Consider the following 24,950-nt stretch of genomic DNA (forward strand, 5'->3'; position numbering starts at 1 on the left):
GGACCGGATCACAGGCGCGAGGCGGTGAGCTCGGTGACGATGATGCCGCGGGCTCCCGCGCCGTGAAGGCGATCCATGACGAGGTTGACCCCGTGGGAGGGGACCATCGCCCGCACGGCCCGCCAGCGGGGGTCAACGAGGGGGCTGATCGTCGGCGAGTCGAAGCCCGGCGTGATGGCGATCGTCCGATCCAGGTCGTCCTCGTGGACGTTGTAGTCGATGAGCACGTAGGAGCGCGCCACCTGGACGCCCTCGAGACGCCGATCGAGGGTCGCCAACGCCGGATCGTCGCGCAATTCGGGCCGGGTGATGAGGATCGCCTCGGATTCGAGGATCGGCTCGCCGAAGACCTCGAGGCCGGCGGCCCTGAGCGTCGACCCCGTCTCGACGACGTCGGCGATGAGATCGGCGACGCCCAGGCGCACGGAGGACTCGACGGCCCCGTCGAGGTGGACGACCTCCGCCTCGATGCCCTGACCGGCGAGGTAATCGCGGACGAGCAGGTCGTAGGAGGCGGCGACCCGCTTCCCGCCGACCTGCTCGAGGCAGGTGACGGCCCCCGCGGGCGCGGCGAAGCGGAAGGTCGATCGGGCGAAGCCCAGGGCCCGGTGCTCGACCGCTCCTGTCCCCGAGTCGAGGAGGAGGTCACGGCCGGTGATCCCCGCGTGGATCGAGCCGCGGCCGACGTAGACGGCGATGTCGCGGGGGCGCAGGAAGAACAGCTCGACGTCGTTCTCGTGGTCGGTGAGGACCAGTTCCCTGCCGCGGCGACGCGCCTGGTAGCCGGCCTCGGACAGGAGGGAGACGGCGGGGTCCGACAGGGAGCCCTTGTTGGGGACGGCGATGCGCAGCATATCGGGCCTCACAGGTGCGTGTAGACGTCGTCGAGGGTCAGCCCCTTGGCGATCATCATCACCTGCGCGTGGTAGAGAAGCTGGGAGATCTCCAACGCGCAGTCGTCGAGGCTCTCGTACTCGGCCGCCATCCAGACCTCGCCGGCCTCCTCGAGGATCTTCTTGCCGATGAAGTGGACGCCCCGGTCCAGTTCGGCGACGGTCCCCGACCCCTCGGGCCGGGTCTGGGCTTTCTCGGACAGCTCGCTGAAGAGGTTCTCAAAGGTAGTCACGCGGACAAGCCTAATGCCTGGGGGCCTGCGCCCGGGGACGCCGCCCGGCCTCCAAGACCGGACGGCGTCCCCGGGGCGTCAGCGCGACGGGACGAGGTTGACGGCCGCGGCCTCCGCGTCGGGCCTCGTCTGGACGAGCCCGGGAATCGAGGCGAGGAAGTCCGCCATCGCCTCCCACGCGGCGAGGTCCTGCTCCCCGAGGGCCTGGCCCTCGGGCGCGCGCATCAGGCGGATCGTCTCGTCGAGGACCGCGCGCGCCGTGTCGAGGCGCTCCTCATCGGTCAGGGTCTCGTCGCGCGTGCGCGTCGCGTCGATCGCGGACTGCGGGTCGGCGATGGTCGCGTCGATGCCGGCGGCCGTGGCGCGCACGACGGCGGCCGCCTCATCCGGATGGGCGTCGAGCCACTGGCGGGTCGTGATGATCGACGCGCCGACGAGGGGCACGTCCCCGGGGGCCAGGTCGATGGCGCGCACGTCGAGTCCGGCGCGGCGCATCTGGACGAGGTCGTTGTTCGTGAATCCGAGGACGGCGTCGACCTGGCCCTGGGCGATCGCGGCCTGCTGCGTGTAGCCGATGGAGACGATGTCGACGTCCTCGGCGGTCAGGCCGCCGGCCTGGATGGCCGCGAGGGTCGCGTACCAGTTGGACCCGTACTCCCCGGGGATGCCGATGGAGCGGCCTTCGAGGTCGGCCAGGGAGCGGATCGGCGAGTCCGCGGGGACGATGACGGCTCCCGGGTAGGTCCGGTAGTAGGCGCCGATCGACACGAGGTCCATCCCCTGGTCGCGGGCGGTCATCGCCTCGTCCCCGGAGGCGATGACGACGTCCTCCTGACCGGAGACCAGGGCGGTGAACAGCCCCTCGTCGGAGCCGTGGTGGCGGATCGTGGCGTCGAGGCCCTCGGCGGCGTACAGGCCGTGGTCCTCGGCGACGTAGACGGGAGAGAACTGGACGTTGGGGATGTAGGTCAGCCCGATCGTCACGGCATCGGCGTCGGCTCCCGCGGCCGCCGTTCCCGGGGACTGCGCCGCCCCGGACTGGTCGGGGGCACCGGGATCTGCGGGCTGGGGAGCGCACCCGACGAGTACGGCCCAGCCGAGGGCGAGGAGGGCGACGAGGGGACGGAGACGGGTCATGCGGATGTGCCTTTCACTAGTCGATGTCGTAGCGCCGCGAGCGTTCGATCCGGTAGATCGCCAGGTAGACGATCGTCGCCATGAGGCACAGGACGATGATCGTCACGAACATGCCGGCGGTGTCGACGTTGGTTCGGGACTGCGTGAGCACTTGACCGAGGCCGTCTCCCCCCATGACCATCTCCCCGACGACGGCGCCGGTCACCGACAGGGTGACGCCGTTGCGCAGCCCTCCGAGGATCGCGGGCGCCGCCAGGGGCAGTTCGATGGACATCGCCATCGTCGCCCCCGTCGCCCCGTCGAGCTCGGCGGCCTCGAGGACCTCCCGGTCGAGATGGCGCAGGCCGACGACCGTGGAGACGAGGATCGGGAAGAAGACGAGGAGGGTGCACAGGGCCGCGATCGACCGCATCCCGTACCCGATCCACAGGACGAGGAGCGGGGCGAGGGCGATCGCGGGCAGCGCCTGAGTGGCGCCGAGGAAGGGCTCCACCGCGGCCTGGACCAGGCGGGAGCGGTAGATGACGTACGCCAGGGGCAGCGCGATGACGGCGCCCATGGCCGAGCCGGCGACCGCTTCGACGGCGGTCGTGGCGATCCTCCTCCACATGGAGGCCTGCGCGAGCATGACGACCGCGCGGTCCCAGGTGGCCCCCGGCGAGGGGAGCCGCCAGGACTCGATGCCGGTGAACGCCGTCGTGGCCCACCATCCGCCCAGGCAGATGAGGAGGAAAACGATCGGCGCGACGACGGTCATCAGACCGGTCGGCCTGGATCGACGAGCCACGGGGCACCCTTCCGGCATCCGGGTACGCGCGGCGAAGCGCGCACGGCAACGCGTGCACGCTGCGCTCCTCCCATCCGGACTCTCACCGTCGGTGCCGGAATCCCACCGGCTCAGCCGCCCGATAGCGGGCGGGTCGCGGACTATCACCGCCGGTTCGGACTTTCACCGACCCCGGAGCACTCGCCGGCCATTGTGCCACGGCCTGAGCCCCGCGCGCGAGACGGCGCTGCGGGTGTCCCCCACCGGCGGCCGGCAGTCAGTGGCAGTGACGGGCGGCGAGCTCGCGCAGCGTCGCGATCTCGGCGCACGCGTCATCGGCCGTGAAGACCGCCGACCCGGCGACGAAGTTGTCGGCGCCGGCCTCGGCGGCCCTCTCGATGGTCCGGCGCGAGACCCCGCCGTCGACCTGGACGGACACCTCCAGTCCGGCGGCGTTGATCGCCTCGCGGGTCCGGCGCACCTTGGGCAGCATCGAGTCGATGAAGGACTGCCCGCCGAAGCCCGGCTCGACGGTCATGACGAGGATCATGTCGAATTCGGAGAGGATGTCGACGAAGGGGGCGATGTCGGTGGCCGGGCGCAGTGCCAGCCCGACCCTCGACCCGATCCTGTGGAGCTCGCGGGCCAGCCGCAGGGGCGCGGCGGCGGCCTCGGCGTGGAAGGTCACGGACTGGCAGCCGATCTCCGCGTAGGACGGGGCCCAGCGGTCGGGGTCCTCGATCATCAGGTGGGCGTCGACCGGCAGGATCTTCGAGGCGACGACGGCCTCGGCGACGGGCAGCCCCCACGACAGGTTGGGGACGAAGTGGTTGTCCATGACGTCGACGTGGGCGACGTCGGCGCTGGAGATCTTCGTCAGCTCGCCGCGCAGGTCGGCGATGTCGCAGTTGAGAATCGAGGGGGAGATGGTCGGTTTCATGGGGCCATCGTATCGGCGCGGCGCGCTCCCGTTCCGGCTCTTCGTCAGATGCGGCGCATCACGGCGATGAACATGAGGTCCGTGCCGTGCCGGTGATCCCACAGCTGGAGGGTACGGCCCCCTCCCCCGCCGGCGACGCGACCGGCCCCGGCCGGCAGTTCGAGCGGCTCGGGGGTCAGGGCCCCTGCGATCGCCGGGGCGTCGAGGAGCTCGACGGTTCCGGAGGCGAGGAGGCGCTCGACCTGGGCGCGCGTTTCGCGGGCGTGGGGCGAGCAGGTGACGTAGACGAGGACGCCGCCCGGGCGGACGAGGTCGACGGCGCGATCGAGGAGCGCCTCCTGGAGGGCCGTGAGGTCGTCGAGATCGGACTCGGTCCGTCGCCACCGGGATTCGGGGCGCCGGCGCATCGACCCCATGCCCGAGCACGGCGCGTCGACGATCACCCGGTCGAAGGACCCGAGGGGCCAGGCCGACCGCGGTCCGCCGAAGGACCTGCCGTCCCCCGAAACGACCTCGACGTTGTCCAGGCCTCGCACGGTCCGCTCGATGAGACGCGCCCGGTGGGGGTGGACCTCGTTGGCGACGAGGCGAGCCCCCCGCCCGGCGCCCAGCGCGGCCAGGAGCGCGGCCTTGCCGCCGGGACCGGCGCACAGGTCGAGCCACTGACGGTCCTGCCCGTCGACGGGCGCGGACGCGGCGACGAGCGCGGCGAGCTGGGAGCCCTCGTCCTGGGCCCCCGCGAGCCCTTCGCGCACCGACGGCAGGAGGGCGGGGTCCCCGGACTCGATGAGGACCGCCAGATCGGAGACGAAGCCGCGGGCAACCCGGGTCCCGAGGACCTCCAGGGCCTCGTCGGCCAGGTCCTCGGGATCGATGAGGCCGGGGCGGGCGACGAGGGTGACGACGGGGGCGACGTTGTCGGCGTCGAGGAGGTCGTCGAGCTCGTCGGCGCCGTACCCGTGGGCGACGAGGGCCTCCTCGAAGGCGCGGACCATCCACTGCGGGTGGGAGGTGCGGACGGCGAGCCGCCCGACGCGGTCCTCGATGCCGTCGATCATCTCGTCGACGGCGCCGGGCTCGAGACGGGTCAGGGCGCGCAGGACGGCGTTGACCATCCGGGCCGGGCCGTCGGTCAGGTGGCGCCGGGCGAGGTCGACCGTGGTGGAGACGGCCGCGTGGTCGGGGACGCGCATATCGACGATCTGGTGCGCCCCCAGGCGCAGAAGGTCGACGACCGCGGGGTCGGTCTGGGCCAGCGGCCTGGTCAGGTGCCGTTCGATGAGCCAGTCGAGGCGCCCCTGGGCGCGCAGGGTCCCGTGGACGAGCTCGGAGGCGAAGGCGGCGTCACGGGCGTCGAAGCGCTTCTCGCGACGGATGCGCCGCAGGGCCTTGGGCAGGGCGATGTTCGCGAAGGCCCCGTCGGCGCTGACCTGACGGAGGACCTCGTAGGCGAGCGCGCGGGGGGCGTCGACGTCGCGCAGGGAGCGGTAGCCGTCGGAGTAGCGGCGGGTCGCCATGTCAGCGCCCTCCCGTCGTGGAGCCGAGGACGGCGCCGGCGTCCAGCCGGGCGCCGCGCCCCCAGGCCGGGGCGTCCATCCACCCCTTGCCGGCGGGGGCGACGAGTCCGAGCCTGACCTCGCCCGAGGCGCAGCCGACCCTCACCTCGTTCTTCGTCACGGTGAGGACCCCGACCCCCGGGGAGTCGGAGTCGACGGCGTCGACGGCGCCGAGCTTGAGGCGGCGCCCGTCCGGCAGGAGCGTGTGGGCCCCGGGATTGGGGCTGACCGCCCGGATCCGCCGGTCGACGGCGTCGGCGGGGGCGGCGAAGTCGATGAAGCCGTCGTCGGCGTCGAGGCGCCGGGCGTGCGCGAGGCCCTCGGCGTCCTCCTGGGGGACGGCCCGGGCGGTCCCATCGGCGATGGCGTCGACGACGTCGAGGACCTGGTCGGCGCCCAGGCGGGCCATCCGTTCGAGGAGCTCGCCGGCGGTCTCGTGCCCGATGTCGACGCGCAGGCGGGAGAAGACGGGGCCGGTGTCCAAACCGGCCTCTAGTTGGAAGACGCAGGAGGCGGTCGCCTGATCGCCGGCGAGGATCGACCATTGGACGGGGGCGGCGCCGCGCCATCGGGGCAGGTCCGAGAAGTGGAGGTTGATCCAGCCGTGGCGGGGCATGTCGAGGACGCTCTGCGGGACGAGGGCGCCGTAGGCGACGACGACCGCCAGGTCGGCGTCCAGGGCCTCGATCCGGCCGGCGATCTCGGGGCTCTTGAGGGACGAGGCCTCGATGACGTCGAGTCCGGCGGACCTGGCCCGTTCGGCGACGGGCGAGGGGGTCAGCCCCCTCCCCCGGCCGGACCGCGCGGGCGGGCGGGTGAGGACGGCGACGACCTCGTGATCGGAGGAGATCAGGGCATCGAGGGTGGGGACGGCGGCGCCCGGCGTCCCGGCGAAGATCAAGCGCACCCGGACAGCCTAGTCGAGGGGCGCGCGGTCAGAACAGCTCGGGCGGGTTGACGGTGGCCTTGACGACGCCGAGGCGGCGCGAGGCCCGGGCGCTCTGGGCGTCGGCGAGCGCGGCGAGCACCCGGTCGGCCTCGTCGCGCCCGGCCCTCAGGAGGGCGCGCACCAGGGGCGTCCCGTCCGGGGCGGTCCCCGTGTCGACGGTACCGAGGATCTCGGCGCCGACGAGTCCACAGACCTGGGAGACATCGTCGGCGGCGCCGTCCAGGGCGATGATCGAGGCCGCGGGGAAGAAGCCGAGGGCCTCGCGCTCGTCGAGGAGGCGGTCGGCCGCGTCGACCGGGTCCCACCTGACGAGCGCCTGTCCCATCGCCGGCTCGACCGCGCCGACGAGGAGCCCGTGGGCGCCGGGGGCCAGCAGCGAGAAGGCGTTGAACCAGCGGCGCATCGCCTCCTGGGGGGCCCACAGCTCCGAGCGCCCCGCGATGGCGTGGGCATCGAGGACGACGACCCCCGCGTATCCGCCGTCCGCCTCGGGCTCGGCGCCGGCGGTCGCGACGACGACGACGGGCTCGGCGCCGATCCGGCGGGTGATCTCGTGGGTGGAGGAGGATTCGAGGACGTCGTGGCCGGCGAGGGTGCGGGCGATCTCCTCGGCGGTTCGCGCCGATCCGACGCGGGCGGCGCGCATCCGTGTGCCGGAGCAGGCGGGGCATCGCCATTCCAGGGGCTCCCTGCCGCACCATCGGCACGAGTAGGACCCGTCGCCTCCCCCGCCCAGAGGACCGGAGCATTGGGGGCACCGGGCGAGCGCCCGGCATCTGTCGCACGAGACGATCGGCGCGTACCCGGAGGAGGCGACCTGGATCAGCACGGGGCCGCGCTCGAGGGAGGAGCGGATCAGGCGCAGCGCCCCCGAGGGGATCCGCATCCTCCCCCCGGCGCCCTCGCGCTCCGCCTCCGTCTGCCCGTGCAGGTGGATCTTCGGGGCCAGGGCCCTGCGGGCCCCGGGCGCCGGCTCGAGGGAGGCCGCCCATCCGGAGCGCACGAGGGCCTGGGCCTTGACCGAGCGCGCGTACGCCCCGCACACGAGGGACGCCCCCTCCAGGTGGGCGCGCTGGACGGCGACGTCGAGGGCGTCGCACCGGGGGCTGCGCTGTTCGAGAAGGCGGTCGTCGCCGTCGTCCCACACGAGGATCAGGCCGAGGCCGCGCACCGGCGTCCACACGGCCGACCGGGTACCGACGACGAGTCGCGCCCGCCCGAGCTGGGCGTCGAGGTGGAGCCGGTACCGGTCGGCGGCGGACTGGTCGGATCCGGCCAGGCGCGCATCCGGGTAGGCGGCGACGAGGCGGGCGTGGAGGTCCTCGGCCTGGCGGACGGTCGGGACGACGACGATCATCGAGCGCGACGAGGCGAGGCAGGCGGCGACGAGCTCGTCGATCTGCTCGAGGCGGTTCGGCGCCAGGGCCGACCAGACCGCTCTGGGCGACTCGCCGCTGGCGATCCTGCGGATCAGCGCGGGCCCGGCCCCGTGGGAGGCCCATGCGGCGCCCGCGGGCGGGTCGGGGGCCTCGGCGGGCGGCGGCGGGGCCTGGGCGAGAACGGCCCTCTCCGTGGCCGCGTGGCGGGCGGGGACCGCTAGGGACAGCACCTGGGGCATCGTCGACGCGTGACGGTCCGCGATGCGCCTGGCGAGGGCGGCGGTCGACGGGGCGAGGACCGGCAGCGAGGAGACGACGGCCTCCACCGGCTCGAGGCGACCGGCCGGGACGATCCGATCCCGCGACAGGATCCACCCGGTCCTGCGGCGCCCGGCCAGGCGGATCCTGACGAGGCGGCCCGGTTGAGCGGAATCGTCGAGCTCGTCGGGGACGCGGTAGTCGAGGGGCCGATCGAGGTGAGGCAGATCCGTGTCGACGAGGACGCGGGCGACGTCGACGGGCCGAGCATCTGGGCTCAGTCCGTCGAGGGTCTCCTGCACGTCCATGCCCCCATTGGACCACGAGGCGCGGGCATCTGCGTCGCCTCAGCTCAGGAGATCGACCCCGTAGCCGGCGACGAGCATCGCGGCGATGACGAACAGGACGAGGCCGGTGATCGCCCAGTCCAGGCCCTGCCCGACGAAGCGACGGACGGCCGGAGCCGCCGGGATCACGCCCTCGCGGACGTTGATCCGGGTCAGGCCGGCGAACACGAGGGTCGTCGTCGCGGTGATGAGGAGGCACCACGGGCACAGCGCGTGGATGACGAAGTACGACTGGCTGAAGAGCCAGTAGGCGAAGACCAGGGCGACCGTGTACAGGAGATTCGCCCCGAGCATGTACCACCGGGGGAATCGCACTCCCGCGAAGAGCGCCACCGAGATCGCCAGGACCACCGACTCGAAGAGGATCCCGAGGAAGGCGTTGGGGAACCCGAAGACCTGCGCCTGGGGGGTCAGGGCGACCGTCGAGCACGACAGCACCGACGAGACGTCGCAGGCGAAGGTCGCCGACGAGTCCTGGGCCAGGCGCCACGCCTCGATCGACAGGACGAGGGACGCGATCAGCCCGAGAACCCCGGAGACGGCCATCTCCACGGCGGTGCGCCGGCGCCAGCGCAGCTCTCGGTCATCCCACCCGCCGGGCGCGCTCATCGCATCGCCCCGATCAGGGCGTCGACGCGCGAGACGTCCTCCCACGGCAGGCCCTCGCGCCCGAAGTGCCCGTAGGCGGCGGTGCGCCGGTAGATCGGCCGCTTGAGGTCGAGGTCCTCGATCATACCGAGGGGCCGCCAGTCGAAGACCTCCTCGACTGCCCGGGAGATCGCCGCGTCGTCGGCGGCTCCGGTGCCGAACGTGTCGATGTACAGGCCGACAGGTCGGGCCCGTCCGATGGCGTAGGCGAGTTGGATCTCGCAGCGCGAGGCGAGTCCGGCGGCGACGACGGTCTTGGCCGCCCAGCGGGCCGCGTAGGCGGCGGAGCGATCGACTTTCGACGGGTCTTTGCCGGAGAAGGCGCCGCCCCCGTGGCGGGCCATGCCGCCGTAGGTGTCGACGATGATCTTGCGCCCGGTCAGGCCCGCATCGCCCGTGGGCCCCCCGACGACGAAGCGCCCCGAGGGGTTGACGAGGACGTCCATGCCCGACGTCGCCAGATCGAGGCCGCACCCGTCGACGACGGGGCGGACCACGTGGTCGCGGATCGCCGCGTCGAGCGCGGCCCGGGAGAGGTCCTCGTCGTGCTGGGTCGACACGACGACGGTGTCGATCCCAATCGGTCGGCCGTCGGCGTAGGCGAGGGTCACCTGCGTCTTCCCGTCGGGGCGCAGGCCCTCGACCTCACCGGATTTGCGCACGGCGGCGAGGCGCTCGGCGAGACGGTGGGCGAGCCAGATCGGCGCGGGCATGAGGTCGGGGGTGTCGTCGCAGGCGTAGCCGAACATCAGCCCCTGGTCGCCGGCCCCCTGGGCGTCGCGCGGGTCGTGGGAGGTCCCGTCGCGGACCTCGAGGGAGCGCGACACCCCCCCGTCGATGTCGGGGCTCTGCTGGCCGATGGAGATGGACACGCCGCAGGAGGCGCCGTCGAAACCGACGCGCGAGGACGTGTACCCGATGTCGAGGATCTCCCGCCGGACGATCTCGGGGATCTCGACGTACTCCGAGCAGGTGACCTCGCCGGCCACATGGACGAGGCCCGTCGTGACCATCGTCTCGACGGCGACCCTCGACTCGGGGTCCGCGGCGAGGAGGGCGTCGAGGATCGCATCCGAGATGCGATCGCACACCTTATCCGGGTGCCCCTCGGTGACTGACTCTGACGTGAAAAGCTGGCGACTCACCGTGCCATCGTAGCGAGTCGATCGGCGATGAGCGCCATCAACCCCTCGGCGACCTCGTCCTTGCTCCCCGTCAGGCGGGCGGCCCGTCGCCCGTCCGCGTCGACGACGACGACCTCCGTGGGCACGTCCCCGAACCCCACCCCCGGGCCGACCCGGTTGATCGCGAGGAGGTCGGCGCCCTTGCGCCGCGCCTTGGCGATCCCGCGGTCGAGGACCTGCTCGTCGGTGCCGGTCTCCGCGGCGAAGCCCATGACGACTGCGGGCCGGTCCTCGCCGTTCGTGATCGCGGCGAGGACGTCGACGGTCCGTTCGAGGACGATCGTCGGCGCGTCGGTCGAGGACGGGTCCTTCTTGATCTTCTCGGGGGCAACGCTCGCCGGCCGGAAGTCGGCGACGGCCGCCGCCATGACGACGGCGTCGCACGAGGCCAGGCGGCTGAGGACCTCCCTCTCGACGTCCGCGGCGCGGGGCGCCGCCACGACCTCCACGCCCGGCGGGAGGGCGGACAGGACGTCGGCGCCGACATTCGACTCGATGAGGACCACGTGGGCGCCCCGAGAGCTCGCGGCCGCGGCGAGGGCGACGCCCTGGCGGCCCGACGAGGAGTTGCCGATGAAGCGAACCGGATCGATCGGCTCGTGAGTGCCGCCGGCGCTGATGAGGACCGTGCGTCCGGCGAGGTCGGCGGCCGGGGCGTCGTCGAGGAGGCGGATCGCCCGATCCGCGATCCGCTCGGGATCGGGCAGGCGCCCGACTCCGGAGTCCCCCGAGCCGAGGGGCCCCGAATCGGGATCGAGGACGGTCATCCCGCGGGCCCGCAGGACGGCGACGTTGTCCCGGGTCGCGGGGCTCAGCCACATCTGCGTGTGCATCGCGGGGGCCAGGAGCACCGGGCAGCGGCTCGCGAGGATCGTCGTCGTCAGGAGATCGTCGGCCATTCCGGCGCGCAGACGGGCCATGAAGTCGGCGGTCGCCGGGGCGACGACGACGAGGTCGGCGATCCGGGCGAGTTCGACGTGGTCGGCTCCCGTCGCGTCGAAGACCCCGGTGGGCGCCGGCCGACCGGTCAGCCCCTCCCAGGTGGCCGAGCCGACGAACTGGAGGGACGCCGGGGTCGGGACGACCCTGACGTCGTAGCCGGCGCGCTGGAAGCGCCGAACGAGGAAGGCGCCCTTGTAGGCCGCGATGCCGGCGGTGATGCCGACGACGACCGTGGGCGCCACGGGGATCAGGCCTCGGACGCCTCGAGGGTGAGCATCCCCTCGTTGATCTCGCGCAGGGCGACGGCCAGGGGCTTCTCGTCCGGCTCGACGTCGACGACGGGGCCGACGAACTGGATCATGTTCTGCTCGAGTTGGAGGTTGTAGGAGTTGATCTGCCGGGCGCGGCGGGCCGCGAAGATCACGAGCGCGTACTTCGAGTCGACGTGCTCGAGCAGGTCGTCGATCGGCGGCGACGTGATGCCTTCGGGCTGGGCAACGATTCCGGACATGCGGCTCCTCCTCACACGGTGGCCACTCGGCCACGAGCTGGAAGTCTACTCCAGGCCCATGAGGCGGGCCAGTTCCGCCACGGCCTCGTCCACGTCGTCGTTGATCACAATCGCGTCGAACTCCCCGCTCGCGTCCATCTCGATCCGGGCGGTCTCCAGGCGACGGGCCCGCTCCTCCTCGTCCTCGGTCCCCCGCCCGACGAGGCGCTCGACGAGGGCCTCCCACGAAGGAGGCGCGAGGAAGACGAACTGGGAGTGCGGCCGGGAGGCCCGGACCTGGCGGGCCCCGTCCAGATCGATCTCGAGGAGCACGGGACTGCCCGCCTCCAGGGCCTCCTCGACGGGGCGCCGGGGCGTCCCGTACCGGTGGGCACCGTGGACGAGCGCCCACTCGAGCATCCCCCCGGAGGCGACGAGGGCGTCGAACTCGTCGTCGTCGACGAACCTGTAGTGGACCCCGTCGACCTCGCCGGGCCGGGGCCTGCGGGTGGTCGCCGACACCGACACGACAACCTCGGGGTGGCGGCGGCGCAACTGCGCGACCACTGTCCCCTTGCCCACGGCGGTCGGGCCCACGAGCACGGTCAGCTGAGGATTCTCCATGGGCCGATTGTGCCACCGGCTCGGATGTCAGCCGAATCGCGAGACGAGCCCCCGCCGCTGGATGTGCCCGAGCCCGCGGATCCTGCGTGAGGGGGCGATCCGGTACTCCTCCATCAGCGCCGCTGCGGTCGTCACGCCGACGCGGGGCAGGGACTCGAGGAGGTCGACGACGCGCATCTTGGCGATCGCCTCGTCCTCGTCCGCCAGGTCGAGGACCTCCGAGAGCGCGAGTTCGCGCCCCTTGAGGCGGCTCTTGATCTCGGCGCGGCGGCGACGGGCGCGTGTCGCCTTCTCATTGGCCAGGGCACGTTGTTCTGCGGTCAGATCGGGAAGCGCCATCGTCTTCTCCTCTCACGTGTGAGTCGTGTCCACACCTAATTATGGCATAATTCACAGTTCGTGGAGAGGGGAACGAAACGCCGGCTCCGCTCGTCTCACAGCCCGGATCGAGCCGCCTCGTAAGCCGCCCGCAGCCCCTCGACCGACGGCCCCGCCCGCAGGACCGCCCGCGACGACGACGCGAGGACCGCGTGCCCCGCGCCGGCGAAGACCCGCCGCACCTCCTCGGGGCCCGCCCCCTGCGCGCCGACGCCGGGCGCCAGCAGAGCCCCGTGCAGGCCCGCGAGATCCACCCCCAGGTCCGCCACCGCAGACCCCACCGTCGCCCCGACGACGACCCCCGCCGGCCCCAGGGACTCGTAGCCGCATTCGGCGTTGAAGGACGCGAGCTCGTCGACGACCGCGGCCGCCACCGACCGGCCGTCCGCCCCCCGCGCGTGCTGGACGGACGCACCCTCCGGATTCGACGTCAAGGCGAGGACGAACACCCCCCTGCCCGTACCGGCAGCCGCCTCGAGCGCCGGGCGCAACGACCCCACCCCCAAGTACGGAGACAGCGTCACGGCGTCGCCCGCTAACGGCGACGAATCCGACAAGAACGCCTGCGCGTAGCCGTCCATCGTCGAACCGATGTCCCCCCGCTTCGCGTCGACGATGCACAGGGTCCCGGCCTCGCGGCACGCCGCGACGACCTCCTCGAGTACCGCGACGCCGCGCGAGCCGAACCGCTCGAAGAACGCCGCCTGCGGCTTGAACGCCGCGACCCGTCCGCCCAGGGCCTCGACGACCCGCAGGGAAAACTCCCGCGCGCCGCCGGCGTCGTCCGCCAGCCCCCACCCGCCCAGGAGGGAGGCGTGTGGGTCGATGCCGACGCACACCCGGCCGTGGGCGCGCATCGCCGCGGCGAGACGATCGCCGAACCCGAGCCCGCCGCTCATCGCTCCTCCTGCCGGCGCAGGGCGTCCCACTCCTGGAGGGACCGCACCCGGTAGTCGCCGCGCAGACGGACCTCGATCGCCTGGACCGCGGCGTTGAACGCCTGGAGCGTCGAGATCAGCGTCCGGTCGTTCGACGTCGCCGCCGCCCGGATCCGATAGCCGTCGCGACGATTCGACGCCCGCTGAGGCGTGTTGACCACCAGATCGACGAGGCCGTCGCGGATGAGGTCGACGACGGTGGGCTCCCCGTCGGGCCCGCGCCCGTCCGACGACTTGCGGACGACCTGCGCCTCGATCCCGTTGCGCCGCAGCACCGACGCCGTCCCCTGGGTCGCGAGGATGTGGAAGCCGAGCTCGGCCATCCGAGCCGCGGGGAACACGATCGCCCTCTTGTCCGTGTCCGCGATCGAGATGAACACCGTCCCCTCGGTCGGCAGCTCGCCGAACGCCGCCGACTGCGACTTCGCGAAAGCCGTCGGGAAATCGCGATCGATCCCCATGACCTCCCCCGTCGAGCGCATCTCCGGACCGAGGATCGTGTCGACCATCTCCCCGTCCGCCCGGCGGAACCTGCGGAACGGCAGGACCGCCTCCTTGACCGCGATCGACCCCGAATCCGGGATCAGCCGCGCGTCGACGCGCGGGAGCGCCCCCGACGCGCGCAAGGAGGCGATGGACTCCCCCACCTGGATCAGGGCCGCGGCCTTCGCGAGCTGGACGCCGGTCGCCTTCGACGCGAAGGGAACGGTGCGCGACGCCCGCGGGTTCGCCTCGATGACGTAGAGCGTGTCCGACAGGAGCGCGAACTGGATGTTGATGAGGCCCCGGACCCCGACGCCGCGGGCGATCGCCTCCGTCGACGCCGTGATCCGCTCGACCTCCCGCCCCGACAGCGTCATCGGCGGCAGGACGCACGACGAGTCTCCCGAATGGATCCCCGCCTCCTCGATGTGCTCCATGATCGCCCCCATGAACAGCTCCTCGCCGTCGTACAGGGCGTCGACGTCGATCTCGATGGCCGCGTCGAGGAAACGGTCGATGAGCAGCGGGCCGCGGGCGAACAACCGGTCGATATCGGGACGATCGAGGTAGTCGACGATCCCCGCCTCGTCGTTGACGATCTCCATCCCCCGCCCGCCCAGGACGAAGGAGGGCCGGACGAGGACCGGGTAACCGACGCGCTCGGCCACCTGAACGACCTGCGCCGGCGAATGGGCGACGTCGTGGGCCGGGGACGGGCAGCCGGCGGCCTCGAGGACCTTGCCGAACTCCTCGCGATCCTCCGCCAACTCGATCGACGACGGGGTCGTCCCCAGGATCGGGACCCCCGCCGCCTCCAGATCGGCCGCCAGGGAGAGCGGGGTCTGCCCGCCGAGCTGGACGATCATGCCCCGCACCGGTCCGGCCTGGCACTCGGCGCGGTAGACCTCCAAGACGTCCTCGAGCGTCAACGGCTCGAAGTACAGGCGGTCCGACACGTCGTAGTCGGTCGAGACCGTCTCGGGGTTGCAATTGACCATGACCGTCTCGAAGCGCTCGCGCAGGGCCATCGCCGCGTGGACGCACGAGTAGTCGAACTCGATGCCCTGACCGATGCGATTCGGCCCGGCGCCGAGGATCACCACGGCCTCGCGCTCGCGCGGGCGGACCTCGGACTCCTGGTCGTACGTCGAGTAGTGGTACGGGGTGAGGGCCTCGAACTCGGCCGAGCAGGTGTCGACCGTCTTGAAGACCGGGTGGATCCCAAACGCGCCTCGCACCTCCCGAACCGTCGTCTCCGACAGGCCCCTCATGGCCGCGATCTGGCGATCGGAGAACCCGTGGCGCTTGGCCTCCTCGACGACCTCGCGGCTCAGGGCCGGGGCGGCGAGGACGCGCCCGGCGACCTCGTCCAGGAGGAACATCTGGTCGAGGAACCACGGGTCGATCGCCGTCGCCTCGACGAGCTCCTCGAGCGACGCCCCGCCGCGGATCGCCTGCTGGACCTGGACGAGGCGCGCCTCGGTGGGGACCCGGGCCGCCTCGACGAGGGCCGCCGTCTCCTCGGCCGTGGGCTCGGGGCCCGTCCAATGGAGCTGGACCCCTCCCTTGTCGATCGACCGCAGGGCCTTCTGGAGGGCCTCGGTGTACGAGCGGCCGATCGCCATCGCCTCACCGACTGCCTTCATCGAGGTCGTCAGGGTCGGATCCGCCGAGGGGAACTTCTCGAAGGTGAAGCGCGGGACCTTGACGACCACGTAGTCCAGGGTCGGCTCGAAGGAGGCGGGCGTCGACCCGGTGATGTCGTTGGGGATCTCGTCGAGGGTGTAGCCGGTGGCCAGGCGGGCCGCGATCTTCGCGATCGGGAAGCCCGTCGCCTTCGAGGCCAGCGCGGAGGAGCGGGACACGCGCGGATTCATCTCGATGACGATGACCCGGCCCGTCCCCGGGTGCACCGCGAACTGGATGTTGCAGCCGCCGGTATCGACGCCGACCTCGCGGATCACCGCGATCCCGATGTCGCGCAGGCGCTGGAGCTCGCGATCGGTCAGGGTCAGCGCGGGGGCGACGGTGATCGAATCGCCCGTGTGGACGCCCACAGGATCGACGTTCTCGATCGAGCACACGACGACGACGTTGTCCGCCTTATCGCGCATGAGCTCGAGCTCGTACTCCTTCCACCCGAGGATCGACTCCTCGAGGAGGACCTCGCTGGTGATCGACGCGGCGAGCCCCTGGCCGGCGATCCGGTCGAGGTCCTCGGGGGTGCGGGCCACTCCCGAGCCCAGGCCGCCCATCGTGAAGGAGGGGCGCACGACGAGGGGGTAGCCGAGCTCCGCCGCGGCCTCGTGGCACTCCTGGAGGGTGTGGGCGATGAAGGACCGGGCCACCTCCGCCCCGCACCTCTCGACGATCTTCTTGAACTCCTCGCGGTCCTCGCCGGCGCGGATCGCGTCGATGGAGGCCCCGATGAGCTCGACGCCGTAGCGCTCGAGGACCCCGGACTCGGCCAGGGCGACCGCCATGTTGAGCGCCGTCTGGCCGCCGAGGGTCGGCAGGAGCGCGTCGGGCCGCTCCTTGGCGATGATCGAGGCGACGACCTCGGGCGTGATCGGCTCGACGTAGGTGGCGTCGGCCATCTGCGGATCGGTCATGATCGTCGCCGGGTTGGAGTTGACGAGGACGACCCGCAGGCCCTCCTCCTTGAGGACCCGGCAGGCCTGGGTCCCGGAGTAGTCGAACTCGCAGGCCTGACCGATGACGATCGGGCCGGAGCCGATGACGAGGACGGATGTCAGGTCGGTGCGGCGGGGCATCAGCGGGTCTCCTCGGCGGTGCGGGTGCGCGCGTGCTCGCGCATGAGGTCGACGAAGCGGTCGAAGAGGCGCTCCCCGTCGTGGGGCCCTGCTGCGGCCTCGGGATGGTATTGGACGGAGAACGCGGGGATGTCGAGGGCGCGCAGCCCCTCGACGACGCCGTCGTTGAGGCCGACGTGGCTGACCTCGACGCGGCCGTAGCGGCCCGAGTCGAAGGGAGCGATCGACGCCCGCCCGATGGGGGCGTCGACGGCGAACCCGTGGTTGTGCGCGGTGATCTCCACCCGGCCAGTCTCAACGTCCTTGACGGGCTGGTTGATCCCGCGGTGGCCGAAGTCGAGCTTGTACGTGCCGTACCCCAGGGCCCGCCCGAACAGCTGGTGCCCGAAGCAGATCCCGAAGTACGGGATGCCGGAGTCCAGGACCGCCCGCAGCAGGTCGATCTCGTGCTCGGCGGAAGCCGGGTCCCCGGGTCCGTTGGAGAAGAACACCCCGTCCGGGTCGATCGCCTGGATGTCGGCGAAGCTCGCCGTGTGGGGGACGACGTGGACCTCGACGCCGCGGGCGGCCAACTGCTTGGGCGTACGGGATTTGATGCCCAGGTCGACGGCGACGACGCGGGCGACGGGCGCGCCGGCGAAGGGCCCGGTCGGCTCGATGACGTAGGCGCTGGGGGTCGAGACCTCCGAGGCCAGGGCCGCCCCGCTCATCCGGGGCTGGTCGACGACGATGCGCACGAGGGCGTCGCGCACCTGATCGCCGAGGTGCTCCGCCCCCGCGGGAAGGGCGTCGCCGGAGAAGATCCCGGCCCGCATGGCGCCGTGCGAGCGGATATGGCGGGTGACGGCCCGGGTGTCGACGCCGCTGATGCCGACGATCCCCTGGTCGACGAGCTCGTCGACGAGCTCGCGGCGAGCACGCCAATTCGACGCGCGGCGGGCGGGCTCGCGCACGACGAACCCGGCGACCCAGATGCGCCCCGACTCGGGGTCTTCGTCGTTGACGCCCGTGTTGCCGATGTGGGGGGCGGTCATGACGACGATCTGGCGGTGGTAGGAGGGGTCTGTGAGGGTCTCCTGGTACCCGGTCATGCCGGTGGAGAAGACGATCTCCCCGAGGGTCCTGCCCGTGGCCCCCCACGCGCGTCCGGGGAACACGGTCCCATCTTCGAGGACGAGGAGCGCGATGCCGGTCATCAGCGGTCCTCCTTCGCGATGGGCGTGGCGTCGACGACGGTCAGCTCTCCGCGGTGCATCGTGTGCACGACGACTCCGGGGAGCTCCATGCCCCGGTACGGGGAGTTCGACGAGCGCGTCCACTGGGAGCCGGGGTCGACGACGCGGCGGGCCCGCGGGTCGACGAGCGCGATGTTCGCGGGAGCCCCGATACCCAGCCCCCGGCCCTGCCCGGCGACGCGACCGATGCGAGCCGGTCCCGTCGACATCACGCGTGCGATGTCCTCCCACGTCATCCGGCCGGTCTCGACCATGGTCTTGATGAGGATCGGCAGGGCGGTCTCCAGGCCGGTCATGCCGAAGGCGCCGGCCTGCCACTCGCAGTCCTTCGCCTCGAGGGGGTGGGGCGCGTGGTCGGTGCCGATGACGTCGATCGTCCCGTCGGCCAATCCCTCGCGGACCGCCTCGACGTCCTCGGAGGTGCGCAGCGGTGGGTTGACCTTGTACAGCGGGTCGTAGGTCGCCGCGAGGTCCTCGGTGAGGAGCAGGTGGTGCGGGGTGGCCTCGGCGGTGACGTCGACACCCATGCGCTTGCCCCACCGGATGAGGTCGACCGACCCCGCGGTGGACAGGTGGCACACGTGCAGGCGCGAGCCGACGTGCTTGGCCAGGAGGATGTCGCGGGCGATGATCGCCTCCTCGGCGACCGCCGGCCACCCGGCCAGGCCGAGCTCGCCCGACAGCGGGGATTCGTTCATCTGCGCCCCCTCGGTCAGAGCGGGGTCCTGGGAGTGCTGGGCGACGACGCCGTCGAAGGCCTTGACGTATTCGAGGGCGCGCCGCATGAGCACGGGGTCGGCGACGCATGTGCCGTCGTCGGAGAACACCCTGACGCGCGAGCGCGAGTTCGCCATCGCCCCCATGGAGGACAGGTGGGCGCCGTCGAGCCCCTGAGTGACGGCTCCGACGGGGCGGACCTCGACCCATCCGGCCTCCTCCCCCAGTCTGAGGACCTGGTCGACGACGGAGGCGGTGTCGGCGACGGGCGTCGTGTTGGCCATCGCGTGGACGGCGGTGTAGCCGCCGACGGCGGCGGCGCGGGTGCCGGTGTAGACGGTCTCGGCGTCCTCCTGGCCGGGTTCGCGCAGGTGGGTGTGCATGTCGACGAGGCCGGGCAGGGCGATGAGCCCCTCGGCGTCGATGATGCGCGGGTCGACGGCCTGGGCGTCGGCGTCGGCGCCGCGGGCGATGATGCGCCCGTCGCGCACGAGGATCGATTCGACGCCGGTGCCGACGAGGTCGGCGCCGAGGATGAGGATGTCGCGGGTGTCAGTCACGGGTAGAGCCTTCCGGTGCGAGGAGGAGGTAGAGGGCGGCCATGCGCACGGAGACGCCGTTGGCGACCTGTTCGACGATGACGGACTTGCCGGAGTCGGCGGCGTCGGCGCTGATCTCCAGGCCGCGGTTCATCGGTCCGGGGTGCATGACGATCGCGTCGTCGCGCAGGCGCGAGAACCGCTGGGAGTCGAGGCCGTAGGCCGTGTGGTACTCGCCCGGCGAGGGGAAGAACCCTCCGCCGGCGGCGCTCATGCGCTCGCGCTGGACGCGCAGCATCATCACGGCGTCCGGCTCCTCGCCCAGGGCCCGGTCGAGGTCGTAGTCGACGTCGCAGTGCCACCCGTCGACGCCCACGGGCAGGAGCGTGGGCGGGGCGACGAGGGTGACGTGGGCGCCGAGGAGGGTGAGGAGGTCGACATTGGACCGGGCGACCCGGGAGTGGAGGACGTCCCCGACGATGACGACGCGCGCCCCCGCCAGGTCGGTTCCGGGAGCGAGGGGCTCGGCGTCGGGGGCCGACGGATCGCGTCTGAAGTGGCGGCGCAGGGTCATCGCGTCGAGGAGCGCCTGGGTGGGGTGCTGGTGGGTACCGTCGCCGGCGTTGAGGACGGGCAGGTCCATCCATCCGGCGTGGGCGAGGCGGTGGGCGGCCCCGGAGGAGGAGTGGCGGACGATCACCGCGTCGGCGCCCATCGCTTCGAGGGTCAGCGCGGTGTCCTTGAGGGATTCCCCCTTCGACAGGGAGGACCCCTTCGCGGAGAAGTTGATGACGTCGGCGCTCAGGCGCTTGGCGGCGGCCTCGAAGGAGAGGCGGGTGCGCGTGGAGTCCTCGAAGAAGAGGTTGACGACGGTGCGGCCGTGGAGCGTCGGGAGCTTCTTGACGCGGCGGGACTGGGTGGCCGCCATCTGCTCGGCGGTATCGAGGAGCAGGACGGCCTCGCGGTAGTCGAGGTCGCGGATGGAGATCAGGTGGTCGAGGCTCATCTCAGGCGCCCCTCCCCAGGAGGACGGCGTCGCGCCCGTCGGTCTCGGTCAGGAGGATCGTCACCGTCTCCTGGCGGGAGGTCGGCAGGTTCTTGCCGACGTAGTCGGGGCGGATCGGCAGTTCGCGGTGCCCCCGGTCGACGAGGACCGCCAGCTGCACCGAGGCGGGCCGCCCGATGCGGGTGAGCGCGTCGAGGGCGGCCTTGATGGTCCGCCCGGTGTAGAGGACGTCGTCGACGAGGACGACCGTGCGCCCCTCGATTCCCCGGTCGGGGACGATCGTCTCCCGCGGAGCCCTCAGGGGGCGCGAGGCGAGGTCGTCGCGGTCCATCGTCGTGTCGATGATCGCCAGGTCGGGGGTGGGGCCGCCGACCTCGGTGATCCTCGTGACGAGGCGGCGGGCGAGGACCGCGCCTCCGGTCGGGATGCCGGCGATGACGAGATCGTCGCCCCCGCCGTTGCGCTCGATGATCTCGAAAGAAATGCGGGTCAGGGAGCGGGCGACGTCGTCGGCCCCCAGGACTTCCTTGCCGCGGTTCGCTCGTTCGTCGGATGGGTGCACGGATCTCATGCGGATCTCCTTCCCCGCCTCACGGGACGGTGGTTAAAGGACTGCTTCCGCTGCTCAGCCTACACAGACGGCGGTCGCGGGTCCGAGGGGCGGACAGTGGAACACGCCACCGCCTCGGGGATCGTCGGGGAAAGCACCGGAGCCCACGCTCGTCGGGCTGGAGGTCGACGGGCGCGGGCCCCGGGGGCTCAACTAGCGATCAGGCGAGCAGCTCCTTGGCGGCTGCGACGATGCCGTCGACGGTGATGCCGTTCATCTCGAGGAGCTCCTCGTAGGTGGCCGACTGGCCGAACTGGTCCTGGATGCCGATCTGGCGGACTCGGGCGCCGCCGACCTCGGCGACGACCTGCGACACGGCCGCTCCCAGTCCGTGCATGATCGTGTGGTCCTCGGTCGTGACGATCCTGCCGGTCTCGATGCAGCGGAGCACCTCCTCGCGGTCGAGGGGCTTGATCGTGTGCATGTCGACGAGGCGCACGGACACGCCCTCGGCCTCGAGCCGCTCGGCGGCCTCGATCGCCAGGCGGACGGTGTCACCATTGGCGATGATCGCCACGTCGTCGCCCTCCCCCAGCACCTTCGCCTTGCCGATCTCGAAGACCTCGTCCTCGCCGTAGATCGCGGGGACGGCGTCGCGGGTGAAGCGCAGGAACATCGGCCCCTCCCAGTCGGCGGCCTCGCGCACGAGCTTGCGGGTCGAGTGGTAGTCGGCGGGCATGACGACGGTCATCCCCGGCAAGCCGCGCATCGTCCCCATGTCCTCGATGGCCTGGTGCGAGCCGCCGTCGTTGCCGGGGGTCAGCCCGCCGTGGGAGCAGGCGATCTTGACGTTGAGGTTCGGGTAGCAGATCGACTGGCGGATCTGCTCGGCCATGCGCAGGGAGCCGAAGACCGCGTAGGTGACGACGAAGGGGATCTTCCCCGTCGTCGCCAGGCCCGCGGCGACGCCCGCCCCGTTCTGCTCGGCGATGCCGACGTTGACGTGCTGGTCGGGCAGCGCCTTGGAGAACGCGGTCGTCTGGCAGGACTTCGCGATGTCGCAGTCGACGACGTAGACCTCGGGCCGCTCTTTACCCAGTTCGACGATCTCGTCGCCGAAGGCGTTGCGGGTGGGGAGCTTGTCGTCGTAGTTCACCTGGTACTTCACCGGTCGAGTCCCTTCTCGAGTTCTTCCATGGCCTGCTCCCACTGCTCCTGGTTCGGGGCGGCGCCGTGCCACGCGGCTTGGTCTTCCATGTAGGACACGCCCTTGCCCTTGATCGTCTTGAGGATCACGCCCTTGGGCTTGCCGTTCTTCAGCTCGCGGAGGCGGTCGAAGGCGTCGGAGATCGCCTGCATGTCGTGCCCGTCGATCTCGACGGCGTCGTAGCCGAAGGCCTCGAGCTTCTTGACGAAGTCGAGGTTGGGGCTGATCTCGTCGCAGTAGCCGTCAATCTGGAGGTTGTTGTCGTCGATGATGACGGTGAAGTTGTCGAGCTCGTAGGAGTTCGCGCACTGGATGGCCTCCCAGACCTGCCCCTCCTGCGTCTCCCCGTCGCCCAGGAGCGTGTAGACGCGGGAGTCGCGCCCGTCGCGCTTGAGGCCGAGGGCCATGCCGACGGCCGCGGAGATCCCCTGGCCGAGGGACCCGGTGGAGATCTCGATGCCGGGGCATTTCTTCGAGTCCGGGTGGCCCTGGAATGGCGAGCCCTTCTTGCGCAGCGTGTGGATCGTGTCCATGGGGACGAACCCCGTCAGGGCGAGGGCCGAGTAGACGATCGGCGCGACGTGCCCCTTCGACAGGACGAAGCGGTCGCGGTCCTCCCACGCGGGGTTCTTCGGGTCGAATCGCATCTCCCGGTAGTAGAGGTTCGCGATGACGTCCGCGGCGGACAGGGAACCTCCGGGGTGGCCGGACTTGGCCTCGTACACCATGGTCACTGCGGTTTTGCGCAGTTCCTTGGCACGCTCCTTCAGTTCGTCGGTCGAAATATTGTGCACCATGTGCGTGCTCTCATTTCTTCGGTGTCGGGGATTGGGCGGAGGTGGAGGCCCCCGGGGCGAGCGCCCCGGGGGCGCCTGGATCACTGGGTCGGGATCAGCATGATGCCGGGCAGGTAGGCCACGGCCAGGACGAAGACCGCGATGAGGAGGTAGAAGAGGGTGAGCTCTTTGGTGACCCTGTTGATCCCGACCCGGCCGATGCCGGCCGAGATGTACAGGGTCGTGCCCACCGGCGGCGTGTACAGGCCCATGGCGAGGGTGCACACCATGAGGATGCCCAGGTGGATGGTCCCCATGCCGATCTCCTTGGCCAGCGGCATGAGCACGGGGGTCAGGAGGAGGATCGCGGGGGCCATGTCGAGGAACATGCCGGTGACGACGAGGATGATGATGATGAAGAGGACGAGGACGAAGTAGTTCTCGGTCGTCGACAGCATCCACGTCGCGAGCTTCTGCGGGGCCTCCTGGATGGTCAGCAGCCAGGACAGCGCGGCGGAGAACATGATGAGGATCATGACGACCGCAGTAGAGGCCGCCGACTCGGCCATCGAGCGCATGAAGGACTTCCACGTCAGGTCCCGGTACATGGTCACGCGGATGAGGATCGCGTAGACCGCGGCCAGGACGGAGACCTCGGTGACCGTCGCCGTCCCGGTGAATAGGAAGACCCGGATGAGGACGACGGGGATGAGGATCGCGGGGGTGGCGATGAGCAGGTCCATGAGGAGCTTCTTCATCGTCAGCTTGGCGCGCACGCGCGGGTAGTTGTGCTTCCACGCGATGAACCAGCAGGCGAACATCAGGACGACGGCCATGACGAGCCCGGGGATCAGGCCGGCGTTGAAGATCGCCGCGACGGAGGCGCCGGATGCCGCCGAGAAGAGGATCATCGGAATGGACGGCGGGATGATGACGCCGAGGACGGAACTGGAGGCGTTGACGGCGGCCGCGTACTGGGCCGGATAGCCGATCCTCTTGGTCCACGGGATCATCACCTTGCCCAGGCCGGTCGCGTCGGCGACGGCCGAGCCCGAGACGCCGGCGAAGACGGCGTTGGTCAGGACCGAGGTCATCCCGACACCCCCGCGGAAGCGTCCGACGAGGCGGGTGGCCAGACCGATGACCTGGGCGCCGAGCCGCCCGGAGAAGAGCAGGTCGGCGGTGAGGATGAAGAAGGGAATGGCGAGCATCGAGTAATCGGTGGCGCCTCCGAAGGACTGTTGGGCGAGGGCCTCCATCGGCAGGGAGCCGATCGCGAAGAGGCCGACGATGGTTCCCGCGATGACCGAGAAGGCGACGGGGACGCCGATGAGCAGCAGGGCGATGAAGACGAAGATCGCGAGTCCGACCTCAAGCATCGTGGGCCTCCTTGATGTTCTCCGCTGCCGCCTGGTCGTAGGTGACCTCGATCGAGCGGATCGCGCCGTCCTTGTGGAAGTACCAGGCGCGGACGATGGACTGAATGCACAGGCACGTCGTCATGACGATGAAGGCCGCGAAGGATCCGAGCTGGGGCCATCCCATGATGGGGGTCTCCTGCTGCGACATCGGGCCGGCCATGTAGATGCCGAGGTAGGTCATGTACGCCATGAGGACGGCGACGAAGACCCAGATCCCGGTGGCGATCCTCTGATACGCCTTGCCCTGGAACTTCTCGAGGAAGAAGTTGACGCCGACGTGGGCCATCTGGGCCTGGGCGACGACGGCTCCCGCGGCGATGAGCCACGGCAGGAGGTACGAGGGGGCCTCGGAGGCCAGATCGATCGACGAGTTGAAGATGTAGCGCATGGCGACCGCGACCGTGACCAGGAGGATCATGACGATGGTCAGCGCGCAGGCGAACCAGGATCCGACCCGCAGGAACCACTGGTTGATCGGGTCGGTGGCCTCGAGCGGCTCGTCGAGGACGGACTGCGTGTCGAGTGCGGCAATGTCGTCTTCGGTGATGACGGCGCCATGGGGTGTCGTATCGCTCATCGG

General features: G+C 71.3%; 24 protein-coding genes and 1 riboswitch. All 24 genes read right to left on the reverse strand.

Annotated elements, in window-relative coordinates; genetic code table 11:
* Positions 1 to 8: 8 nt before the first annotated feature.
* The 24 genes from hisG to M3T53_RS06345 all read right to left on the reverse strand — a co-directional run bounded on the left by hisG (position 9) and on the right by M3T53_RS06345 (position 24,947).
* On the reverse strand, positions 9 to 854 hold the full coding sequence (gene hisG, locus M3T53_RS06230) for an ATP phosphoribosyltransferase (protein WP_272433606.1): 846 nt from the start codon (positions 852 to 854) through the stop codon (positions 9 to 11).
* An 8-nt stretch (positions 855 to 862) separates the two neighbouring features.
* Positions 863 to 1,126, reverse strand: coding sequence for a phosphoribosyl-ATP diphosphatase (locus M3T53_RS06235; protein WP_272433607.1), 264 nt, complete (start codon positions 1,124 to 1,126; stop codon positions 863 to 865).
* Positions 1,127 to 1,204: 78 nt separating this feature from the next.
* Complete coding sequence (locus tag M3T53_RS06240) at positions 1,205 to 2,263, reverse strand: ABC transporter substrate-binding protein (protein WP_272433608.1); 1,059 nt, start codon at positions 2,261 to 2,263, stop codon at positions 1,205 to 1,207.
* A gap of 16 nt (positions 2,264 to 2,279) precedes the next feature.
* A complete protein-coding gene (locus tag M3T53_RS06245; protein ID WP_272433609.1) occupies positions 2,280 to 3,050 on the reverse strand; it encodes an ABC transporter permease in 771 nt (256 codons plus the stop codon).
* Positions 3,051 to 3,108: 58 nt separating this feature from the next.
* A riboswitch (FMN riboswitch) is annotated at positions 3,109 to 3,233 on the reverse strand.
* 73 nt (positions 3,234 to 3,306) lie between these two features.
* Positions 3,307 to 3,969 (reverse strand): ribulose-phosphate 3-epimerase, encoded by a 663-nt coding sequence (rpe, locus tag M3T53_RS06250; protein WP_272433610.1) that lies wholly within the window; start codon positions 3,967 to 3,969, stop codon positions 3,307 to 3,309.
* A 44-nt stretch (positions 3,970 to 4,013) separates the two neighbouring features.
* Positions 4,014 to 5,486 carry a transcription antitermination factor NusB gene (locus M3T53_RS06255; RefSeq protein WP_272433611.1) on the reverse strand — a complete coding sequence of 491 codons (1,473 nt, stop codon included), beginning with the start codon at positions 5,484 to 5,486 and terminating at the stop codon, positions 4,014 to 4,016.
* Between the two features lies 1 nt (position 5,487).
* Positions 5,488 to 6,432, reverse strand: a complete 945-nt coding sequence (locus M3T53_RS06260; RefSeq protein ID WP_272433612.1) for a methionyl-tRNA formyltransferase — start codon at positions 6,430 to 6,432, stop codon at positions 5,488 to 5,490.
* Positions 6,433 to 6,460: 28 nt separating this feature from the next.
* A complete protein-coding gene (locus M3T53_RS06265; protein ID WP_272433613.1) occupies positions 6,461 to 8,419 on the reverse strand; it encodes a primosomal protein N' in 1,959 nt (652 codons plus the stop codon).
* Positions 8,420 to 8,458: 39 nt separating this feature from the next.
* On the reverse strand, positions 8,459 to 9,067 hold the full coding sequence (locus M3T53_RS06270; protein ID WP_272433614.1) for a vitamin K epoxide reductase family protein: 609 nt from the start codon (positions 9,065 to 9,067) through the stop codon (positions 8,459 to 8,461).
* On the reverse strand, positions 9,064 to 10,251 hold the full coding sequence (gene metK / locus M3T53_RS06275) for a methionine adenosyltransferase (protein ID WP_272433615.1): 1,188 nt from the start codon (positions 10,249 to 10,251) through the stop codon (positions 9,064 to 9,066). The genes M3T53_RS06270 and metK overlap by 4 nt, the downstream gene beginning before the upstream one ends.
* Positions 10,248 to 11,474, reverse strand: coding sequence for a bifunctional phosphopantothenoylcysteine decarboxylase/phosphopantothenate--cysteine ligase CoaBC (gene coaBC / locus M3T53_RS06280; protein WP_272433616.1), 1,227 nt, complete (start codon positions 11,472 to 11,474; stop codon positions 10,248 to 10,250). Before coaBC ends, metK begins: the two co-directional genes overlap by 4 nt.
* 5 nt (positions 11,475 to 11,479) lie before the next feature.
* Positions 11,480 to 11,743, reverse strand: a complete 264-nt coding sequence (rpoZ, locus tag M3T53_RS06285) for a DNA-directed RNA polymerase subunit omega (protein ID WP_272433617.1) — start codon at positions 11,741 to 11,743, stop codon at positions 11,480 to 11,482.
* Between the two features lie 45 nt (positions 11,744 to 11,788).
* Positions 11,789 to 12,346: a guanylate kinase gene (gmk, locus tag M3T53_RS06290; protein WP_272433618.1), complete on the reverse strand. Its 558-nt coding sequence runs from the start codon at positions 12,344 to 12,346 to the stop codon at positions 11,789 to 11,791.
* A gap of 27 nt (positions 12,347 to 12,373) precedes the next feature.
* Positions 12,374 to 12,685 (reverse strand): integration host factor, actinobacterial type, encoded by a 312-nt coding sequence (gene mihF, locus M3T53_RS06295; protein ID WP_272433619.1) that lies wholly within the window; start codon positions 12,683 to 12,685, stop codon positions 12,374 to 12,376.
* A 95-nt stretch (positions 12,686 to 12,780) separates the two neighbouring features.
* Positions 12,781 to 13,623: an orotidine-5'-phosphate decarboxylase gene (pyrF, locus tag M3T53_RS06300; RefSeq protein WP_272433620.1), complete on the reverse strand. Its 843-nt coding sequence runs from the start codon at positions 13,621 to 13,623 to the stop codon at positions 12,781 to 12,783.
* Positions 13,620 to 16,919 (reverse strand): carbamoyl-phosphate synthase large subunit, encoded by a 3,300-nt coding sequence (gene carB, locus M3T53_RS06305; RefSeq protein ID WP_272433621.1) that lies wholly within the window; start codon positions 16,917 to 16,919, stop codon positions 13,620 to 13,622. Before carB ends, pyrF begins: the two co-directional genes overlap by 4 nt.
* Complete coding sequence (gene carA / locus M3T53_RS06310; RefSeq protein ID WP_272433622.1) at positions 16,919 to 18,115, reverse strand: glutamine-hydrolyzing carbamoyl-phosphate synthase small subunit; 1,197 nt, start codon at positions 18,113 to 18,115, stop codon at positions 16,919 to 16,921. Before carA ends, carB begins: the two co-directional genes overlap by 1 nt.
* On the reverse strand, positions 18,115 to 19,431 hold the full coding sequence (locus M3T53_RS06315; protein ID WP_272433623.1) for a dihydroorotase: 1,317 nt from the start codon (positions 19,429 to 19,431) through the stop codon (positions 18,115 to 18,117). Before M3T53_RS06315 ends, carA begins: the two co-directional genes overlap by 1 nt.
* Entirely contained in the window at positions 19,424 to 20,416 is a 993-nt protein-coding gene (locus tag M3T53_RS06320; protein WP_272433624.1) for an aspartate carbamoyltransferase catalytic subunit, read from the reverse strand. Before M3T53_RS06320 ends, M3T53_RS06315 begins: the two co-directional genes overlap by 8 nt.
* Position 20,417: 1 nt before the next feature.
* Entirely contained in the window at positions 20,418 to 20,987 is a 570-nt protein-coding gene (pyrR, locus tag M3T53_RS06325; protein WP_272433625.1) for a bifunctional pyr operon transcriptional regulator/uracil phosphoribosyltransferase PyrR, read from the reverse strand.
* A 199-nt stretch (positions 20,988 to 21,186) separates the two neighbouring features.
* Positions 21,187 to 22,134, reverse strand: coding sequence for a transketolase family protein (locus M3T53_RS06330; RefSeq protein ID WP_272433626.1), 948 nt, complete (start codon positions 22,132 to 22,134; stop codon positions 21,187 to 21,189).
* On the reverse strand, positions 22,131 to 22,970 hold the full coding sequence (locus tag M3T53_RS06335; RefSeq protein WP_272433627.1) for a transketolase: 840 nt from the start codon (positions 22,968 to 22,970) through the stop codon (positions 22,131 to 22,133). Before M3T53_RS06335 ends, M3T53_RS06330 begins: the two co-directional genes overlap by 4 nt.
* A gap of 80 nt (positions 22,971 to 23,050) precedes the next feature.
* Complete coding sequence (locus M3T53_RS06340; RefSeq protein WP_272433628.1) at positions 23,051 to 24,328, reverse strand: TRAP transporter large permease; 1,278 nt, start codon at positions 24,326 to 24,328, stop codon at positions 23,051 to 23,053.
* The gene (locus M3T53_RS06345; protein ID WP_272433629.1) at positions 24,321 to 24,947 is read right to left on the reverse strand and encodes a TRAP transporter small permease; all 627 of its coding nucleotides are present in this window, start codon (positions 24,945 to 24,947) and stop codon (positions 24,321 to 24,323) included. Before M3T53_RS06345 ends, M3T53_RS06340 begins: the two co-directional genes overlap by 8 nt.
* Between the last annotated feature and the right edge of the window lie 3 nt (positions 24,948 to 24,950).

Source organism: Actinomyces sp. B33 (assembly GCF_028437565.1).
GTDB lineage: Bacteria > Actinomycetota > Actinomycetes > Actinomycetales > Actinomycetaceae > Pauljensenia.

What these genes read in the sequence shown, in the direction of transcription:
- carA (WP_272433622.1), bottom strand. Translation starts at nt 18,115, where the DNA reads ATGACCGGCATCGCGCTCCTCGTCCTCGAAGATGGGACCGTGTTCCCC.
- M3T53_RS06270 (WP_272433614.1), bottom strand. Translation starts at nt 9,067, where the DNA reads ATGAGCGCGCCCGGCGGGTGGGATGACCGAGAGCTGCGCTGGCGCCGG.
- hisG (WP_272433606.1), bottom strand. Translation starts at nt 854, where the DNA reads ATGCTGCGCATCGCCGTCCCCAACAAGGGCTCCCTGTCGGACCCCGCC.
- M3T53_RS06345 (WP_272433629.1), bottom strand. Translation starts at nt 24,947, where the DNA reads ATGAGCGATACGACACCCCATGGCGCCGTCATCACCGAAGACGACATT.
- M3T53_RS06265 (WP_272433613.1), bottom strand. Translation starts at nt 8,419, where the DNA reads ATGGACGTGCAGGAGACCCTCGACGGACTGAGCCCAGATGCTCGGCCC.
- M3T53_RS06335 (WP_272433627.1), bottom strand. Translation starts at nt 22,970, where the DNA reads ATGGTGCACAATATTTCGACCGACGAACTGAAGGAGCGTGCCAAGGAA.
- mihF (WP_272433619.1), bottom strand. Translation starts at nt 12,685, where the DNA reads ATGGCGCTTCCCGATCTGACCGCAGAACAACGTGCCCTGGCCAATGAG.
- M3T53_RS06340 (WP_272433628.1), bottom strand. Translation starts at nt 24,328, where the DNA reads ATGCTTGAGGTCGGACTCGCGATCTTCGTCTTCATCGCCCTGCTGCTC.
- carB (WP_272433621.1), bottom strand. Translation starts at nt 16,919, where the DNA reads ATGCCCCGCCGCACCGACCTGACATCCGTCCTCGTCATCGGCTCCGGC.
- gmk (WP_272433618.1), bottom strand. Translation starts at nt 12,346, where the DNA reads ATGGAGAATCCTCAGCTGACCGTGCTCGTGGGCCCGACCGCCGTGGGC.
- rpe (WP_272433610.1), bottom strand. Translation starts at nt 3,969, where the DNA reads ATGAAACCGACCATCTCCCCCTCGATTCTCAACTGCGACATCGCCGAC.
- pyrR (WP_272433625.1), bottom strand. Translation starts at nt 20,987, where the DNA reads ATGAGATCCGTGCACCCATCCGACGAACGAGCGAACCGCGGCAAGGAA.
- M3T53_RS06320 (WP_272433624.1), bottom strand. Translation starts at nt 20,416, where the DNA reads ATGAGCCTCGACCACCTGATCTCCATCCGCGACCTCGACTACCGCGAG.
- M3T53_RS06255 (WP_272433611.1), bottom strand. Translation starts at nt 5,486, where the DNA reads ATGGCGACCCGCCGCTACTCCGACGGCTACCGCTCCCTGCGCGACGTC.
- M3T53_RS06240 (WP_272433608.1), bottom strand. Translation starts at nt 2,263, where the DNA reads ATGACCCGTCTCCGTCCCCTCGTCGCCCTCCTCGCCCTCGGCTGGGCC.
- pyrF (WP_272433620.1), bottom strand. Translation starts at nt 13,623, where the DNA reads ATGAGCGGCGGGCTCGGGTTCGGCGATCGTCTCGCCGCGGCGATGCGC.
- rpoZ (WP_272433617.1), bottom strand. Translation starts at nt 11,743, where the DNA reads ATGTCCGGAATCGTTGCCCAGCCCGAAGGCATCACGTCGCCGCCGATC.